Here is a 15939-nt window from a genome sequence, read left to right as displayed (position 1 = left end):
ACGGGTGCGGGTGAACGTTTCGAATCGTCCTGATTCCGCCATTCTGCCGGAAGGTCAAGCGCCTCTGGCATGATTCGCATGAAAAAAGCGAATCAATTACCCGACTTAGCGCGCCCGGCTCTCTGGGAAGCCCGGCCACGCTCTCATTCCGTACCCGCTTGCACTTAGGCTCGCCCGGCCCTGCCCGAAGAGACGCCGAACCCTTCGATCAGCGCTTCCGTCGCTTGTACATCCTGAAATTGCGCCTGAATTTCGATCAGATGGCGAAAGTTTTCGTCCGAAGGATCCGCTTCGAGAGCCGCTTCCGCCTGTTTCAGCTCCTTATGTAAGGTGCGCGCGCTGCGCTGCAAGTGCAGTGCCTGGTTCAGAGCGTCGCGGGCATCCTCGAGCGCCGCCGTCTCCAGCGCCGGCCATTGCCGCGCCCGCCGGATCAGGCCCACGGCGCGTTCCCAGATCTCGGCGCAGCCGGCGCGCTCGATCGTCGCCACAACGGCATGGCGGTCATTGGCCATGTCATGCGCCATCGCATCGAGGATGGCCGCGTGCAGCCGGTTCAGGTCGGAATTGGCGAGATCGAGAAACTCGACATGCGCGAAATTCTCGTCGATCAGCGCCGGATGGTTGACCAGCGCCACGATGATCGTCGCCTCGCGCACCGACATCCCCTCGCCGCGCTTGACCAGCGCCGACTGGCCGAGACTTTCGGTGATGGCGATGCGGCCGCCGCCCTTGGCGAACTGTCCGCCGGGCGCGGCAGCCTTGCCCTGGCCGCGCGCTCCTGGCCGGCCGCTGTTGTTGTCGCGGCCCTGGCGGGAGCCGCGCTGCGAGCCGAAGAAACTCAGCACCCGCTCGCGCATCTCCTGTTGGTAGTGGTAGCGCAGACTCTCGTCGCGGATGCGGCTGGTCAACTCGCGCAGCGTCTTTTCAAGTTCCGCTCGCCGCTCCGGCGTGTCGAAGACGCCACCCGCCGTCTCGCGCATCCACAACAGGTCGACCAGCGGCCGTGCGTCGGAGAGCACGGCGCGAAATGCGTCCGGCCCCTCGGCCTTGACCAGGTCGTCGGGGTCCTTGCCTTCCGGCAGCAGCGCAAAGCGCGCCGAGCGCCCCGCCTGGACCGATGGCAGCGCGAGATCGGCGGCCCGCCACGCCGCCTTCAGCCCGGCCTTGTCGCCGTCGAAGCACAGCATCGGCTCCGGCGCCATGCGCCACAACAGCTCGAGCTGGTTCTCGGTGAGCGCGGTGCCGAGCGGCGCGACCACATTCTCGAAACCGGCCTGCGCCAGCGCGATCACGTCCATGTAGCCTTCGACCGCGATGACCGTGCCGCCCTTGGCCAGCGCCTTGCGGGCGCGGGCGAAATTGTAGAGCACATTGCCCTTGTGGAAGAGCTCGGTGTCGGGCGAGTTCATGTATTTGGCCGGCGCATCGGGCGCCAGCGCACGGCCGCCAAAGGCGATGATCTTGCCGCGCGAATCCGGGATTGGGAACATGATGCGGTCGCGGAACCAGTCATAGGACACCGGGATGTCGTCGCCGTGCCGCACCAGCCCGCAGGCCTCGATATCGGCCTTCGACACGCCCTTTGCCGCCAGATGCTCCTTCAGCGCGTTGCGGCTGTCGGGCGCGAAGCCGAGCCGGAACGAATGCTGGGTCGCCGGCGTCAACCCGCGGTCGCGCAGATACGCGCGCGCCTTTGCGCCTTCCGGTCCTTGCAGCCGCTCCTGGAAGAAAGCCGTCGCCATTTCCATGACGTCGGTCAGACTGGCACGTTCCTTCTCGCGCCGCTCCTCCTGCGCGTCGCGGACCGGCATCGGCACGCCGGCCATATCGGCGATCTTCTCGACCGCCTCGGGAAAGCTCAATCCTTCGAGTTCGGTCAGGAACTTGAAATGGTCGCCCGAGACCGAGCAGCCGAAACAGTGATAGCGCCCCTTCTTGTCCTCGCAGTGGAAGGATGGGCTCTTCTCGCCGTGGAACGGACAACAGGCCCAGTAGTCGCCGCGCGACGCATTGGTCTTCTTGCGGTCCCACGCGACGCGCTGGCCGATGACAGAAGAAATCGGCACGCGGTCGCGTATCTCGTCGAGGAAGGCGGGCGGAAAGCGCATGAGGAAACTCGTTTCCCTACCATATAATCACGCCGGCGAAGTCCGACGACCCCCAATAGGGGCCATACCCGGTTTCCACAGGGCGGGTCTTTCCACAGGCGGGTCTTTTCACAGGCTAAGAGATGGCAATCACGGCGATATGCCGATTAATCGCCTTCGTCGACCAAACTTTCCACCGGCACTTCAAGTGCTCGGGCCAGTCGCAGCCAAAGCGCGACATCGCCGCCACGTTTTCCGTTCTCGATGTCTGAAAGATAGTTCTGAGTGACACCGACGGAAGCCGCGAGAACGGCCTGGGTCTGCTTGCGATATCTGCGCCAGAAGGCAAGCGGAGAAGTCGCCGCCACCAGAGCCCGCGCTTCATCCGTGGTCAAACCTGGTATCTGGCCTGCGCGAAAGCTACCCAACGCCTGTGCGTGGTCCAATGATTCCCGCAATGCCTCAAGCTCGCTGCGCGGCAGGATGGCCAATTCCTCGCCACCGGGCGTCGTGACATAGGCAATGTTGTTCATCATCGCATCCCTTCAATCATAAACAGATCCGCGTGGCCCAATCTTGGTGACGATGATCTCCTGGTCTGTCTCCTCGAAAATGACCCGATAGTCACCGACCCTCAAACGCAGAGCGGTCGATCCCTGCAGAGCCTTGACACTGTTCGCAAGCGTGCTCGCGTCGTGGGCATAGGCTTCTATCTTCGACAGGATCCTCTCGGCATCCGCCCGATGCTTCCGCAGCGCCTTGGCGGCCAGAGGGAGAAGAATGACCCGCTTCACCTCAAAAATATCGCATATTGTGATATTTTGTGCAAGCAGTTCGGCCCGTCGAGACGGTCGCAAAAAGGCATGAACGCCAAAAGAAGGCGGCCATTGCGGGCCGCCTTCTTGTTACATCCGGCAAGCTGCCGTGGAGCTAGAGCCTACTGAGCGGCGATGGCGCCGAAGATCACGCCGGAGAGGACGCCGACGAGCACGTAGTCATTGCCGACGCGGATCCATTCCTGGCCGCGGCCGGGACGGTGCAGGCCGTAGCGGCCGTAGTCGCGGATCGGCTGGTGACGCTTCCAGTTGGAATATTTCTGGCCATTACGCCAATAGTTGCGCTTCACGACGACCTTCTTCTTCACGACGCGCTTCTCGACATGCCTGCCGGGCTTCTGCCAATCGACCTTTGTGTAGTTCGACTGCGGCGCGACCGGCGCGTTCATCGGCGCCGCCTGGCCGGTGAGCGACGTGGCGGCCAGCATTCAGGCATCGTCTCGGGCGCCGCCGGCCAATTGGCGGTGCGCGGCGCCGAGATCGGCTCGGCGCTGGTGGTGAAGCTGCTGACCTTCGATCTCACCTTGCTGGTGCCGCTCTGCCTGATCACCGGCACGGTGATGTTCATGGCCACCGAGCGGCGCGACTGGCGCCAGACCGGCCGCATCCTGGTCGGCATCGGCCTTTTGATCCTGTCGCTGGAAATGATCGGCCAGGCCTCGGAGCCGTTGCGCAACAGTCAGCTCATGCCTGTCATCATCAACTACTTCTCCACCGATTCCGTCACCGCCTATCTGCTGGCGGCGCTGATCACCTGGCTGTTCCAGTCGAGCATCGCGGCAGTCCTGTTGATGGCGACGCTGGCTGGCCGCGGCCTGATCACGCCCGAACTCGGCATCGTCCTCATCCTCGGCGTCAATCTCGGTTCCTCGATCATCGCGCCGATGCTGACCCGCTCGGCCAGCCCCGCCGTGCGCGTCGTGCCGATCGGCAATCTCCTGATGCGCGGGCTTGGGTCGCTGGTCATGCTGGTGCTGTTCATGATCTTCAGGCCGCATGTCGGCTTTCTCGGCGCCACGGCGGCCGGCCAGATCGTCAACGCCCATATCCTGTTCAACGTCATCATCCTGGTCGCCGGCCTGCCGCTGGCCAGCTTCGTCTATCGCGCTTCCGAGAAGATCGTGGCGCTCGGCACCAAGCCGGCGCCGGCAGCCTCGCTCGACGTGATCGAGCTCTCGGCGCTCAACGAGAGCGCGCTCGACGTGCCGAGCCAGGCGCTGGCCAACGCCACGCGCGAGGTGGTGCGGGTGTGCGAGACAGTCGAGATCATGCTGAAACGCATCATCGAGCTCTACGAAGACGCCGATACCGACAAGATCAAGGCGCTTGCCGCCCTCGACGACCGCGTCGACCGCAAGCACGCGGCCATAAAACTCTACCTCGCCAAGGTCACCAAGAACCCGCTGACCGAGGACGAGTCGCTGCGCTGCCAGGAGCTGATTGGCGCCTGCGTCAAGCTCGAGCAGGTCGGCGACATCATCGTGCGCAACATGCTGGTGCATGTGAAGAAGAAGTTCGATCGCAGGCTGGAATTCACCGACGAAGGCTGGAGCGAATTGTGCGCCTTCCACAGCTCGGTGCTGGCCAATGCGCGGCTCGCCTTCAACGTGCTGGTCTCGCGCGATCCCGAAACGGCCCGTCAGCTGGTGCTGGAGAAGGACCAGCTGCGCGACCGCGAGAAGGAAACCAGCGCCAGCCATTTCGTACGGCTGCGCGAAGGCACCGCCAAAAGCGTCGAAACCAGCTCGATCCACCTCGACACCATCCGCGACCTCAAGCAGATCAACTCGCTGCTGGCATCGATGGCCTATCCGGTTCTCGAAGAACGCGGCCTGCTCACGGGGTCGAGGTTGAAAGCGGGCTGAGGCGCAACCTTTTTCCCGTACCGGCATCAACTTGGAACAAGGTTGCGTCATCCCGGCCTCAACGGCAAAATTAGTCTTTGCTCATCCTGCCATCCGTCGGCTAAGCATCTGATGCCACCGGGAGGAGATCGATGGATACCCATTCGCGCAGTTTCGCCAAGGCGCTTTCCTGGCGGGTAACCGGCACCATCGACACGATAATCATCTCGCTGGTGGTGACCGGAAGCGTCAAGCTCGCGGCCGCCATCGGCGTAACGGAGGTCTTCACCAAATCGCTGCTCTATTATTTCCACGAGCGGGCGTGGCTGAAGGTTCCCTACGGGCGCAAGAACACGGCATAGCGCCCCGTCCGTTGCCGGCCGGCACCGCCCCGCCCGGTTGCCACGCCACTGGCTGGCACAAGGGAACCGGTCAAGAAAAGCTAAAGCGGGGACAAAAAATTCTGGATTGCTGGCAACGCCCATCCGTGGTTTGAGACCTGCATTCGAGGATCCCATTTCCCGCCATGTCGCTTCCGCTGATCGCCCTGTTCATCGCCGCCTTCGCCTTCGGCACCACCGAGTTCGTCATCGCCGGCGTGCTGCCGCAGGTGGCGCAGGGCCTCGGCGTTTCGATCCCCTCCGCAGGCTATCTCGTCTCCGGCTATGCCTGCGGCATCGCCATTGGCGGCCCGCTGCTGGCGCTCGCCACCAAGTCGCTGTCGCGCAAGACCTTGCTGCTCGGCCTCGCCATTGCCTTCACCATCGGCCAGGCGGCCTGCGCGCTGGCGCCCGACTTCACTTCGATGCTGCTGTTGCGCATTGCCGTTGCGGTCGCGCATGGCGCCTATTTCGGCGTCGCTATGGTGGTCGCGGTCGGCCTGGTGCGCGAGGACCAGCGCGGCATGGCCGTTGCCGTCATCCTGTCGGGCCTCACCGTCTCCAACGTCATCGGCGTGCCGGCCGGCACCGCGATTGGCAATATCTGGGGCTGGCGCGCGACCTTCTGGGTGATGGGCGCGCTGGGCGTGGCGGCAACCCTTGCCATGGCCGCCCTTTTGCCGCGCTCCGCCGGATATCAGGCCAAGCCCGCCGATCTCGCCACCGAGGTCCGCGTGCTGGCACGCCAACAGGTCTGGACTTCGCTGATCCTGATGCTGATGCTGATGATCGGCCAATTCGGCCTGTTCACCTACATCACGCCGACCCTGCTGGAGGTCACCGGCCTCGACGAGAGGCTGGTGCCCTGGGTGCTGCTGCTCAACGGCGTCGGCGCCACGCTGGGCGTCTTCCTTGGCGGCAAGCTTTCCGACTGGAAGCTGATGCCCTCGCTGATCACCATGCTCTTCCTGCAGGCGGTGACGCTGGCGGTGATCTACGCCGTCAGCCCCTACCCCTTGCCGATGATCGTGGCGATCGTCATCTGGGGCGGACTCAACTTCGCCATCGGCACGCCGATCCAGACCCGCATCCTGGCCTGGACGGCCGACGCATCCGGTCTCGCCGCCTCGCTCATCCCATCCGGCTTCAATATCGGCATCGCATTGGCCGCATCGCTGGGCGCCGCCATGCTCAATGGCGGCTACGGCTATCGCAGCCTGTCGTTGCTCGGCGCCTTTGCCATGCTGGTCGCCGTCTTCGTCGCTGTGGCCTCGCATGTCTGGGAACGCCGCAGCGACATCAGGCCGCCACTGCCGGCCGCGGCCGAGTAGATCAGAACCGACGACCCTGGCCGCGTGTCATCCACGCCGTGCCGGACCGCATGACCACGACAGGCCCGCACGGACCGTTTGTGAAACCGGAGCAGAGATGGGCATAGCGAGCGATTTCGGCCTGACCTGCGGCAGCTTGCCGACGGGTCCGCACAATGCGATCACCGATGTGCCCGGTGTGCGCGTCGGCCACCGCACGCTGCGCAACGGCGACATCAACACCGGCGTGACGGCCATCCTGCCGCATGGCGGAAACCTGTTCCGCAAGAAGGTGGTTGCGGCAGCCCATGTCATCAACGGCTTCGGCAAGACCGTCGGCCTGATGCAGGTGCAGGAACTCGGCACCATCGAAACGCCTGTGCTCCTGACCAACACGCTCTCGGTCGGCACCTGCGCCACGGCGCTTATCCGCGACGCCATCCGCCGGAACCCGGACATCGGCCGCACAACCGGAACCGTCAATCCGGTGGTCGGCGAGTGCAATGACGGCCCGCTGAACGACATCCAGGCGCTGGCGATATCGGAGGAGCACGCGCTTGCCGCGCTTGCGGACGCGCGGGAGGGGGCGGTTGAACAGGGCAATGTCGGCGCCGGAACGGGAATGAGCTGCTTCGGCTTCAAGGGCGGCATCGGCTCGGCGTCGAGAAAGATCGCACTTGGCGGCGGCCATCACCTGGGCGTCCTCGTCCTGTCGAACTTCGGCAGGGCCGGCGACCTCTTGCTGCCTGACGGGCGCCGGCCTGACCCGAGGCGGCCGGCCGAGGCCGAACGCGGCTCGATCATGGTCGTGCTGGCGACCGATGTGCCGCTGGAACACCGCCAGCTCGAGAGGGTGGCGCGCCGCGCCGGAGCCGGCATCGCCAGGCTCGGTTCCTTCTGGGGCCATGGCAGTGGTGACATCGCCATCGCCTTCAGCACCGGCACCCTGGTTGACCACGACGAAAGCCGCGATCTGGTGCCGCAACTGACGCTCAACGAAGCCCGCATCGACATGCTTTTCCGGGCGGCGGCGGACGCCACGCAGGAGGCGGTGCTGAACTCCATGCTGTCCGCCGGGGCCTTCACCGGCAGGGGCGGCAAGCATCGCGCATCGCTGGCCGACTGGCTGCGCGATCAGGCCAAAGGGCGATAAGGCGCTCTACAGATCGATCCGGAACCGCAGGCTCTCCATCCCGCCATAGGCGGCATCCTCGAAGAAGCGGTCGACCAGTTGGCCGCCATTGGCCAGGATCACCCTGTGTGAGGCTGGATTGGCGGGCTTGGCGGTGATCTCGACATAGGGAAGGCCGACCGCCCTCGCCTCCTCGAGCATCAGCCGCAAGGCCTCGGTGGCATAGCCGCCCCGCCGCTTCCACGGCACCACCGCATAGCCGATATGGCCAAGCACATGGGACGGCAGTTCCGCCGTGCCCTTCTGCCAGCGCAGGCCGATCGAGCCCGATGCCTCGCCGTCCCAGATCCAGCGCCTGAAACTCGGCAGGCGCGGCACGTGTCTGCCGTCGGGCAAGGTGATGGGTGGGCCCTTGGCCTCGGGATCGTCGAGGCTGGCCAGGAAGGCCACGGGATCCTCGTCTATAGCCGCAAGCTGCTCGCGCCTCGCAACCTCCAGCCGCACATTGTCCGGCGACCAGCCGCGCTCGAGCGCCGCCTTGTAGGACGGCAGATGCTCCAGCGCGGGTTTGACGATCTCGATCATGGTCCAGGGCATAGCTTTGGCCGGAGGAACGCTCAAGCCTGCTGGAAGCGTATCTCGCCCCTGTTCAGGAAACACGCCTTGCTGAACAGCGACAGGTCCAGCGGGTTCGGCAGCCTGATGTCGCTGATATCGGGAAACGGCTTTGTCGACGGATCGTAGGACCGGTCGATCTGCGAGATGAAGACCAGGATAACGCCCCTGTCGCGTGCGAAAGCCTTCAGCGCACGGACCTGATCCATCAGGGCCGGGTTTTCCCGCTTCTGGTCGAGCAGTTGCAGATAGTCGATGACCGCCAGCGTGCCGCGCGGCGCCGATTCCAGCGCCCTGACGATATGGTCGGCGCTGATGGCATCGGAATTGTCGAACTCGAACAGGTGGTCGAACCGGGCCGGATCGGCGCCGATGGCGCAAAACCGCTCCAGCACATCGCGCCGCGTATATTCCAGCGTGAAGAAGGCACTGCGATGGCCATGCTTCATCGCTTCGACCGCGAGTTCGAGGCTCATCAGGGTCTTGCCGTGGCCTGGCCGCGCACCGACCAGAACTAGGTCGCCCGGCGCCAACCGCGAGAACAGCCTGCCGGCCGGTGTGGCTTCAGAAGCTTTGGCCGCAAGCAGGCTCCAGCTCGCAAAACCTTCCTGTGCCGCAATATGGTCAAGCGCTTGGTGGAGCGGGATTTTTGCTTCCCGGGACAACAGCTTGGCCTGACGCTTCAGATGATAGACGGGCTGGGATAGCTCCATCGCAAAGCCTCCTGGTGCGAGCAGTTTTCGCAACCCCTCCTTATGCCTTGTGCTCGAACAGTCGGTCCGGTGATCGGATAGCCCTGCATGAACTGATGCTTTCCCGGCGGAGGGAGGAGGCGCGGGCCGCGCCAGAATCAGATCATAGCGCAATCCGAACGGGTCGAAAATCGGCGGATCCAAGATCGCGAATGTCAGCCGATGCGAGGACGCGCGCCGCAAGCCTTGAGCCAGCATCCCGGCCTATGGACATTTTGTGCGCCGACCTGTTTCTTCGTGCAGGTTTGCCGGTGCGCTAAACAAGATGTGTTTCGCCGATTGGCACAGGGCATTTTATGATGGCTCGAATGATTCACCGGGGAAGTAAAAACGGTTCGGCAGGAGAATGGGTCTGGTGCGGTTGAGATCTGTCCCGTTGGGTGTCGTCATCACCCTCAGCCTCCTTGTCATCATCGCCCTGACGGCGTCGGTCCGGTCCTTCGCCGCGCCCTCCTCCGTCCCGGCCTGGCTGCAGGCTCATGTCGGCGACAGCGACGGCCAGATCTCGCAAGTGGTGCTGGAGCGGGCACGCGCGCTCTATCAAAAGAAGGCGACGCAAGGCGCGGTCGCGAACCCCTGTTATTTCGCCATGGATGCCACGCGTCCGGGCGATCTCGGCAATGGCGTGCTCGGGCGCCGCTATTATGTCATCTGCGAAGCCAGCCAGTCCTTTCGCGCCATCGCATCGGGTCACGGCGGCGGCCGGAACCTGAAAGGCGCAGCGGATTTTTCAAACGGCAGGCGGTGCTCCAAGAACTTCGGCAACGCCATGGATTCGGAGTTGACCGCCGGCGGCGCCTATATGACCCGCGAGGCGAAGACGTCCTTCAAGGGTTTTTATCGCGCCGGCGCCAAACAGGATGCCGCCTTCCTGCGCACCTTCATACAGTTCGATGGCGAGGGCGAAGCCGCCAACGCCAGGCAACGCGTGATCGGCGGCCACGCGGCGCAGGTGCTGCGCACCATGTGCATGCGCAAAAGCCCGAACAGTTCCTATGCCGACCACGACGGTTTCGTGCCGTTCGGCAAGCTGGTGGCGTATGCCGGCGGCCGCAGCAATGGCTGCACCAGCTGGTCGCCGGCGGACGCGCGGCAGATCATTTCGATGGTGAAGGACAACCCGACGACGCTCTACATCTATCCGGAATCGCGCGACATCGCCGCCGTCGCGCAGGCGGCGGGAAAGGGCCATTCGCTATCCAGCGACGGGCCTTATTGGAACGCATCCTGCCTGAAGGAAATCGGCGCGCCGAAATTCTGGCCGCGCAAAACCCTCGAGCCGATCATCGCCCAGTACAAGAAGGATCATCCCGCACCGCCCGCGCAGCCGCTGCCGATCTGCAAGGAGCCGTGAGGTCCGCTCGACCCAGAGGGTGGGAAAACAGCACCGCGCCGCAATAGACTGATGAGTTGGGCCTCCGCGGGCTCCGGGCCAGACCCTATTTCGATCCAGACCGGGCATCGCTGCCGTCGTGGCGGGAAAGTCCCTACTGCAACAGACTCTTGACGATGCCGCTCGCCTTGCCGAAATCCATCTGGCCGGCATATTTCTGCTTCAGCGCGGCGATCACCTTGCCCATGTCCTTCTGGCTGGTGGCACCGGTCGCGGCAATCGCTTCGCGCGCCGCGGCCGTGATCGCCGCATCGTCGAGCTGCGTCGGCAGGAAGTCGCGGATGATCTCCATTTCGCCGCGCTCCTGAGCGGCCAGTTCCGGCCGCTTGCCGTCCTCGAACGCCTTGGCCGATTCCTCGCGCTGCTTCACCATCTTGGCCAGTATCTGCAGGATTTCCTCGTCGCTGGCCGGTTCCTTGCCGGCGCCGCGATTGGCGATATCGCGATCGTGGATGGCGGCCTGGATCAGCCGCAATGTCGGCAGCCGGTGCTTGTCCTGCGCCTTCATCGCGCTCTTCAGGGATTCGGCGATTTTCGCGCGCATCGTGCTTTCTCCTTCGGTCGGCGTGGACAATAACGCCGGGGGCAAGCCAACGCAAACCCTGATATGGCGGGGCAAGCCTATGATATTCCTCAATGAAATAATTCGAAGCCGCATTTCGCATCGTCATTGACCGGCCTGCCCCCTTCCCCTATGTACTGGGCCTTGCATGAACTGAAGCTTGGGTGCGTGGAGGCCGCGAATTCGCCGCTCCGCGCCATTTGCTGCGCGGATGGCCGGCTGGGCCTGTGGAAGCGCGCAGCCTCATAGGAGTGCCGACATGGCCGAGATGACGCCCGCCTGGGCAACCGAAAAGCCGACCGCCCTTCTGGTGCTGGCCGACGGCACCGTCATCGAGGGCCGCGGTCTCGGCGCCACCGGCTCCGCCGTCGCCGAAGTCTGCTTCAACACGGCGCTCACCGGCTATGAGGAGATCCTCACCGATCCCTCCTATGCCGGCCAGATCGTCACCTTCACCTTCCCGCATATCGGCAATATCGGCACCAATGGCGAGGACATCGAGGACCTCAATCCGGCCGCGCGCACCGGCGCCGTCGGCGCCGTGTTCAAGGCCGATGTCACCAACCCGTCCAACTACCGCGCCGCCGGCCATCTCGACCAGTGGCTGAAGAAGCGCGGCATCGTCGCGCTGTCGGGCATCGACACGAGGGCGCTCACCGCGCTGATCCGCGAAAAGGGCATGCCCAACGCCGTCATCGCGCATGCGCCCGACGGCGTCTTCGACCTCGACGATCTGAAGCGGCGCGCCGCCGCATGGTCGGGCCTGATCGGGCTCGATCTCGCCAAGGAGGTCACCTCGGGCCAGTCCTCGGTCTGGCGCGAGACGCCTTGGGTGTGGAACGAGGGTTTTGCCGAGCAGGACGCGCCGACCATGCATGTCGTTGCCATCGACTACGGCGTCAAGCGCAACATATTGCGCCTGCTCGCGGGTCTCGGCGCCAAGGTCACGGTGGTTCCGGCCAAGACTGGTTCGGAAGAAATCCTGGCCATGCAGCCGGATGGCATCTTCCTTTCCAACGGTCCCGGCGACCCGGAAGCCACCGGCGACTATGCCGTGCCGGTCATCCAGGACTTGCTGAAGACCGACATTCCGGTGTTCGGCATCTGTCTCGGCCATCAGATGCTGGCACTGGCGCTGGGCGGCAAGACCGCCAAGATGCACCAGGGCCATCACGGCGCCAATCATCCGGTCAAGGACCACACCACCGGCAAGGTCGAGATCGTCTCGATGAACCACGGCTTCGCCGTCGACGCCGACTCGCTGCCATCAGGCGTCGAGGAAACCCATGTCTCGCTGTTCGACGGCTCGAACTGCGGCATCGCGCTCACCGGCCGCCCGGTGTTCTCTGTCCAGCATCATCCCGAAGCTTCGCCCGGCCCGCAGGACTCGCACTATCTGTTCCGCCGTTTCGTCAACCTGATCCGCGAAAAGCGCGGCGAGGAACTGCTGGTAGAACGAGCCTGATCTTTCCTGGATCGGCAACAAGCGATAATATCGCTTAACCCAAAGCGATAAATCTGCGATACCGCTGTTGTGAAGACGATTATCCTTTCGGTATCGGCGGCTCGCGATCTCGACAACCTACCCGCTGACGTCCGCGAGCAGGTCTCCGAAGGTTTGATCGCCTACGGCCGTGGAGATGTAAAGCGTCTTTCCGGCAGGGGCGGTTACAGGCTGCGGATTGGCCGCTGCCGCGTCATATTCGATGAAGATCGCATCACGATCCTTGCAGTCTACATCGGCAAGCGTGAAACGACGACTTACAGCTGGCCATAGGACAGAATGCCATGAACGCCCCGCAAATCATAAAGACTTCAACCGGCGAAGAACTGGTCGTTATCCCGAAGGCTGACTACGAGGCCTTGCTGCATGCCGCCGAAGAAGCCCTCGAAGACGCAGCGGATGTCGCCATCTACGACGAACGGAAAGCTGATCTCAAAACGGAAAAAGCCCTGCCCGCTGATGTGACTATGGATATTTTGCGAGGCTCCGGCCGCCTCAAGGCGCTCCGCAATTGGCGCAAGCTGACACAAGCCGAGTTGGCGAATGCCATCGGTGTCAGTCAGGGCTTCCTGTCGGATATCGAATCCAATCGCCGCAAACCGTCTGCGCAAACCACGGCGATGCTGGCAAAGGCGTTGGATGTTCCTAGCGAATGGATTGAATCCTGATTCCCGACCTCACGCCACCGGCCCGTCTTCACTCGCCTCCAGCGTGACAAACCATTGCTCGCGGTCGAGGCTGATCGCCAGCGCCTTGACCGTGGCCGTCAGCCGTTCCGGCTTCATTGAACCGAGTACCGGCACCAGCCGGGCCGGGTGACGCAGCAGCCAGGCAATGGCGACGGTGACGAGATCGCCGGCACCGATGCGGTGCCGATCAGCCGGGCGACTTGATCGGCATCCGGACGGGCACCGCCATCGAGCAGGCGTTAGGCGCCGAAGACCAGCCGCGACAGCGACACTCCATCCTTGGTCAGCGCGATGCGGCTGTCATGGCTCATACCTGCGCTCCGTCTTCGGCGACCTCGGTCGTGACGGTCCTGGCCGCTGCCGTCCTCGCCACCTTGGTGACAAAGACGATGAGCGCCAGCACCAGGAAGCACGCTCCGACCAGATAGGGCGCGCCACCGAAAGTCACGGGTGCGCTGGGCCCGGTGAACCACGAGAAGATGGCCGTGTAGAGCAGTGGCGTGATGATCGAGGTGATCGAGAAGATCGAGGTCATCGCGCCCTGCAGTTCGCCTTGTGCCGAAGGTGGCACCTTGGCAGCGGCGAGGCTCCTGAGCGGCGGATCGGCCAAGGCTTCAAGGCAACCGGCTACGATCACCGCATAGATCATCCAGCCCTGCGTGGCGAAGGCATAGCCGAAGGCGCTGGCCGCCGTGAAGGTCAGGCCGATCACTGCTGTCTTCCACTCGCCAAGTCTGGCGATCACGCGCGGCAGAACGGTGCCCATGATGATCGCACCGCACAGGCCGAAGGCACCAAGCGAGAAGCCGATCTGTTGCTCGCTCCAGCCATAACGATAGTTGGACACGAACGACCAGACCGCCGGGTACATCATGTGGCCGAGCGTCATCAGGAAGAAGACGAGCCCGATCCAGCCGATGCCCTGGTACTGGCGCATCTGCAGCAGCGTGCCGACCGGGTTGGCGCGCTTCCACTCGAAGCGGCGGCGGTGCTTTTCATCGAGCGTTTCCGGCAGGAGGAACATCGCGATCAGGAAATTGACGAAGGCGAGCCCGGCGGCGAAATAGAACGGCACGCGCGGCCCGAACGTGCCGAGCAACCCGCCCAGCACCGGTCCGATGACGAAGCCGACGCCGAAGGCGATGCCGAGCAAGCCGAAATTCTTGGCCCGGTTCTCATCGTCGGAGATGTCGGCGATGAAGGCCGACGTCGTCGAATAGCTGGCGCCTGAAATGCCGGCCAGCACGCGGCCGATGAACAGCATCGGATAGGACCAGGCGACCGCGCAGATCAGATTGTCGATGGAGAAGGTCAGCACCGAGGCGAGCAGGATCGGCCTCCGGCCGAACCGGTCGCTCAGACCGCCCATGATGGGCGCGAAAAAGAACTGCATGGCGGCATAGACGAAGAACAGCCAGCCGCCCTCGATCGCCGCGCCGCTGATGCTGACGCCGGACAGCTCCTGCAGATAGGCCGGCAGCACCGGCATGATGATACCGAAACCGACAATGTCGAGCAGCAGCGTGGTGAAAACGAGCGCAAGGCCCCGCTTGGCGGTTTTGGGGTCGATCATATGGGTCAAGCTCCTCTGGCCGCCCGGGGCACAGGCGGACGCACCTTATAGGCGAGCCCGCCGAAAGGAACAATGAGGGAACACGTAGGAAGCCCTGATCCTGACACTTCCTGACGGCATCGTTTCCGTCAGGGTATCGCCGTGGAATCGGTGCTCAGAGCGGGCCGCTCATCGTGTTGCAGTCCGACAGCTTGCCGCTCTTGTAGCCGCGCGCCAGCCAGGTCTGCCGCTGTTGCGAGGTGCCGTGGTTGAAGCTTTCCGGCACGACATAGCCCTGCATCTTCTTCTGCAGCGTGTCGTCGCCGATCTGCTTGGCGGCATTGAGCGCGCTTTCGAAATCGCCTGGTTCCAGAATGCCCTTCTGCGCGGTGTAGTGGGCCCATACGCCGGCGAAGCAGTCGGCCTGCAGCTCGATGCGCACCGACAGCTGGTTGGCATCGGCTTCGCTCATGCCTTGCCGCATCTGGTTGAACTTGGACATGATGCCGGTGAGGTTCTGCACATGGTGGCCGACCTCATGCGCGATCACATAGGCGCGGGCGAATTCGCCGGAGGCGCCGAACTGCTGGTCGAGCTGCTGGAAGAAGGTCATGTCGAGATAGACCTTGTGGTCGCCGGGGCAGTAGAACGGACCAGCCGCCGAGGAAGCGAACCCGCAGGCCGAGCGGATCTGGCCGGAAAACAGCACCAGCTTGGGATCCTCATAGGTCAGGCCTTGCGACTTGAAGATGCCGGTCCAGGTGTCTTCGGTCTCGGCCAAGACGGTCGCCACGAACTGCTTCATTTCATCATTGGCTGGCGCGGCGCCGTTGCCCTGGCCGCCGCTGTTGTCCGATATCTGGCCACCGCCGCCCGGCAGCAACGCGCCGCCGTCCCCGTTCAGGAGTTGCAGGGGATTGATGCCGAAAACACCCCAGGCAATGAGCGCGACGACCGCGAAGATGATGAGGCCCGAGAGCGACATGCCGCCACCGCCCGCGCCGCCGCCGATGGGGATGCGGAACTGGCCGGGGCCGCCGCCGTCGAGCCCACCGCCGGAGCCGCTGTCGCCGCGGTCGTCCTCGACATTGTCACTCTGACGACGGCCTCTCCAGAGCATGGCAACTCCTAGCGCTGCGAACTTCGCGTTGTTCCGGTATGGCCGGCCCAACCCAACAAACAATTATCCCAATGGTTGCGCCAAGTCACAGCATTTTTCGTGGCTGGCGCAGCGCCGGCATGCCGGCTTCACCGCTCTGGCCGATACCAGCCAAGGCCTATGG

At 63.9% G+C, this 15939-nt stretch carries 17 protein-coding genes and 1 pseudogene; 8 read left to right on the top strand and 10 right to left on the bottom strand.

All coding sequences use genetic code 11. The annotated features are described in order from the left end of the window. Nucleotides 1–164: 164 nt before the first annotated feature. From dnaG to FJ958_RS17830, 4 genes are all read right to left on the bottom strand, one after another. Nucleotides 165–2108, bottom strand: a complete 1944-nt coding sequence (dnaG, locus tag FJ958_RS17845; protein ID WP_140744501.1) for a DNA primase — start codon at nucleotides 2106–2108, stop codon at nucleotides 165–167. A 146-nt stretch (nucleotides 2109–2254) separates the two neighbouring features. Beyond that, nucleotides 2255–2620, bottom strand: a complete 366-nt coding sequence (locus FJ958_RS17840) for a helix-turn-helix transcriptional regulator (RefSeq protein ID WP_181176421.1) — start codon at nucleotides 2618–2620, stop codon at nucleotides 2255–2257. Between the two features lie 12 nt (nucleotides 2621–2632). Beyond that, the gene (locus FJ958_RS17835) at nucleotides 2633–2881 is read right to left on the bottom strand and encodes a type II toxin-antitoxin system RelE/ParE family toxin (protein ID WP_140744499.1); all 249 of its coding nucleotides are present in this window, start codon (nucleotides 2879–2881) and stop codon (nucleotides 2633–2635) included. Nucleotides 2882–3024: 143 nt separating this feature from the next. Then, a complete protein-coding gene (locus FJ958_RS17830; RefSeq protein ID WP_140744498.1) occupies nucleotides 3025–3351 on the bottom strand; it encodes an RcnB family protein in 327 nt (108 codons plus the stop codon). Here FJ958_RS17830 and FJ958_RS17825 point away from each other — a divergent pair. From FJ958_RS17825 to FJ958_RS17810, 4 genes and pseudogenes are all read left to right on the top strand, one after another. Beyond that, nucleotides 3352–4788, top strand: a pseudogene (locus FJ958_RS17825) (Na/Pi cotransporter family protein); the annotation flags it as partial. Between the two features lie 131 nt (nucleotides 4789–4919). Beyond that, complete coding sequence (locus FJ958_RS17820; protein WP_140744497.1) at nucleotides 4920–5129, top strand: DUF2061 domain-containing protein; 210 nt, start codon at nucleotides 4920–4922, stop codon at nucleotides 5127–5129. 164 nt (nucleotides 5130–5293) lie between these two features. Beyond that, nucleotides 5294–6478, top strand: a complete 1185-nt coding sequence (locus FJ958_RS17815; protein ID WP_140744496.1) for an MFS transporter — start codon at nucleotides 5294–5296, stop codon at nucleotides 6476–6478. A 97-nt stretch (nucleotides 6479–6575) separates the two neighbouring features. After that, nucleotides 6576–7610, top strand: a complete 1035-nt coding sequence (locus FJ958_RS17810; RefSeq protein ID WP_140744495.1) for a P1 family peptidase — start codon at nucleotides 6576–6578, stop codon at nucleotides 7608–7610. Nucleotides 7611–7616: 6 nt separating this feature from the next. Here FJ958_RS17810 and FJ958_RS17805 read toward each other — a convergent pair whose 3' ends face one another. Next, entirely contained in the window at nucleotides 7617–8174 is a 558-nt protein-coding gene (locus tag FJ958_RS17805) for a GNAT family N-acetyltransferase (RefSeq protein ID WP_140744523.1), read from the bottom strand. A 32-nt stretch (nucleotides 8175–8206) separates the two neighbouring features. Beyond that, on the bottom strand, nucleotides 8207–8917 hold the full coding sequence (locus FJ958_RS17800) for a DNA helicase (protein ID WP_140744494.1): 711 nt from the start codon (nucleotides 8915–8917) through the stop codon (nucleotides 8207–8209). Between the two features lie 394 nt (nucleotides 8918–9311). Here FJ958_RS17800 and FJ958_RS17795 point away from each other — a divergent pair, with 394 nt between their 5' ends. Continuing rightward, a complete protein-coding gene (locus tag FJ958_RS17795) occupies nucleotides 9312–10310 on the top strand; it encodes a hypothetical protein (protein ID WP_140744493.1) in 999 nt (332 codons plus the stop codon). A 133-nt stretch (nucleotides 10311–10443) separates the two neighbouring features. Here the strand turns inward: FJ958_RS17795 and FJ958_RS17790 are convergent, their stop codons facing one another. Beyond that, nucleotides 10444–10893, bottom strand: a complete 450-nt coding sequence (locus FJ958_RS17790; protein ID WP_140744492.1) for a GatB/YqeY domain-containing protein — start codon at nucleotides 10891–10893, stop codon at nucleotides 10444–10446. A 277-nt stretch (nucleotides 10894–11170) separates the two neighbouring features. Here FJ958_RS17790 and carA point away from each other — a divergent pair, with 277 nt between their 5' ends. From carA to FJ958_RS17775, 3 genes are all read left to right on the top strand, one after another. After that, the gene (gene carA / locus FJ958_RS17785) at nucleotides 11171–12376 is read left to right on the top strand and encodes a glutamine-hydrolyzing carbamoyl-phosphate synthase small subunit (RefSeq protein WP_140744491.1); all 1206 of its coding nucleotides are present in this window, start codon (nucleotides 11171–11173) and stop codon (nucleotides 12374–12376) included. A gap of 69 nt (nucleotides 12377–12445) precedes the next feature. Beyond that, entirely contained in the window at nucleotides 12446–12688 is a 243-nt protein-coding gene (locus FJ958_RS17780; protein WP_140744490.1) for a plasmid stabilization protein, read from the top strand. 11 nt (nucleotides 12689–12699) lie between these two features. Further along, the gene (locus FJ958_RS17775; protein WP_140744489.1) at nucleotides 12700–13083 is read left to right on the top strand and encodes a helix-turn-helix transcriptional regulator; all 384 of its coding nucleotides are present in this window, start codon (nucleotides 12700–12702) and stop codon (nucleotides 13081–13083) included. Nucleotides 13084–13092: 9 nt separating this feature from the next. On the opposite strand, the gene FJ958_RS17770 is transcribed toward FJ958_RS17775, so the two are convergent. From FJ958_RS17770 to FJ958_RS17760, 3 genes are all read right to left on the bottom strand, one after another. Beyond that, on the bottom strand, nucleotides 13093–13281 hold the full coding sequence (locus FJ958_RS17770; protein ID WP_281406664.1) for an aldo/keto reductase: 189 nt from the start codon (nucleotides 13279–13281) through the stop codon (nucleotides 13093–13095). A 130-nt stretch (nucleotides 13282–13411) separates the two neighbouring features. Then, nucleotides 13412–14677, bottom strand: coding sequence for a TCR/Tet family MFS transporter (locus FJ958_RS17765; protein WP_140744488.1), 1266 nt, complete (start codon nucleotides 14675–14677; stop codon nucleotides 13412–13414). A 154-nt stretch (nucleotides 14678–14831) separates the two neighbouring features. Beyond that, the gene (locus tag FJ958_RS17760) at nucleotides 14832–15776 is read right to left on the bottom strand and encodes a neutral zinc metallopeptidase (protein WP_140744487.1); all 945 of its coding nucleotides are present in this window, start codon (nucleotides 15774–15776) and stop codon (nucleotides 14832–14834) included. Nucleotides 15777–15939: the final 163 nt, after the last annotated feature.

The organism is Mesorhizobium sp. B2-3-5, assembly GCF_006442395.1.
Lineage (GTDB): Bacteria > Pseudomonadota > Alphaproteobacteria > Rhizobiales > Rhizobiaceae > Mesorhizobium.
Note: the sequence above shows the minus strand (reverse complement) of the source record. Positions and strands in the feature narration are given on the sequence as shown.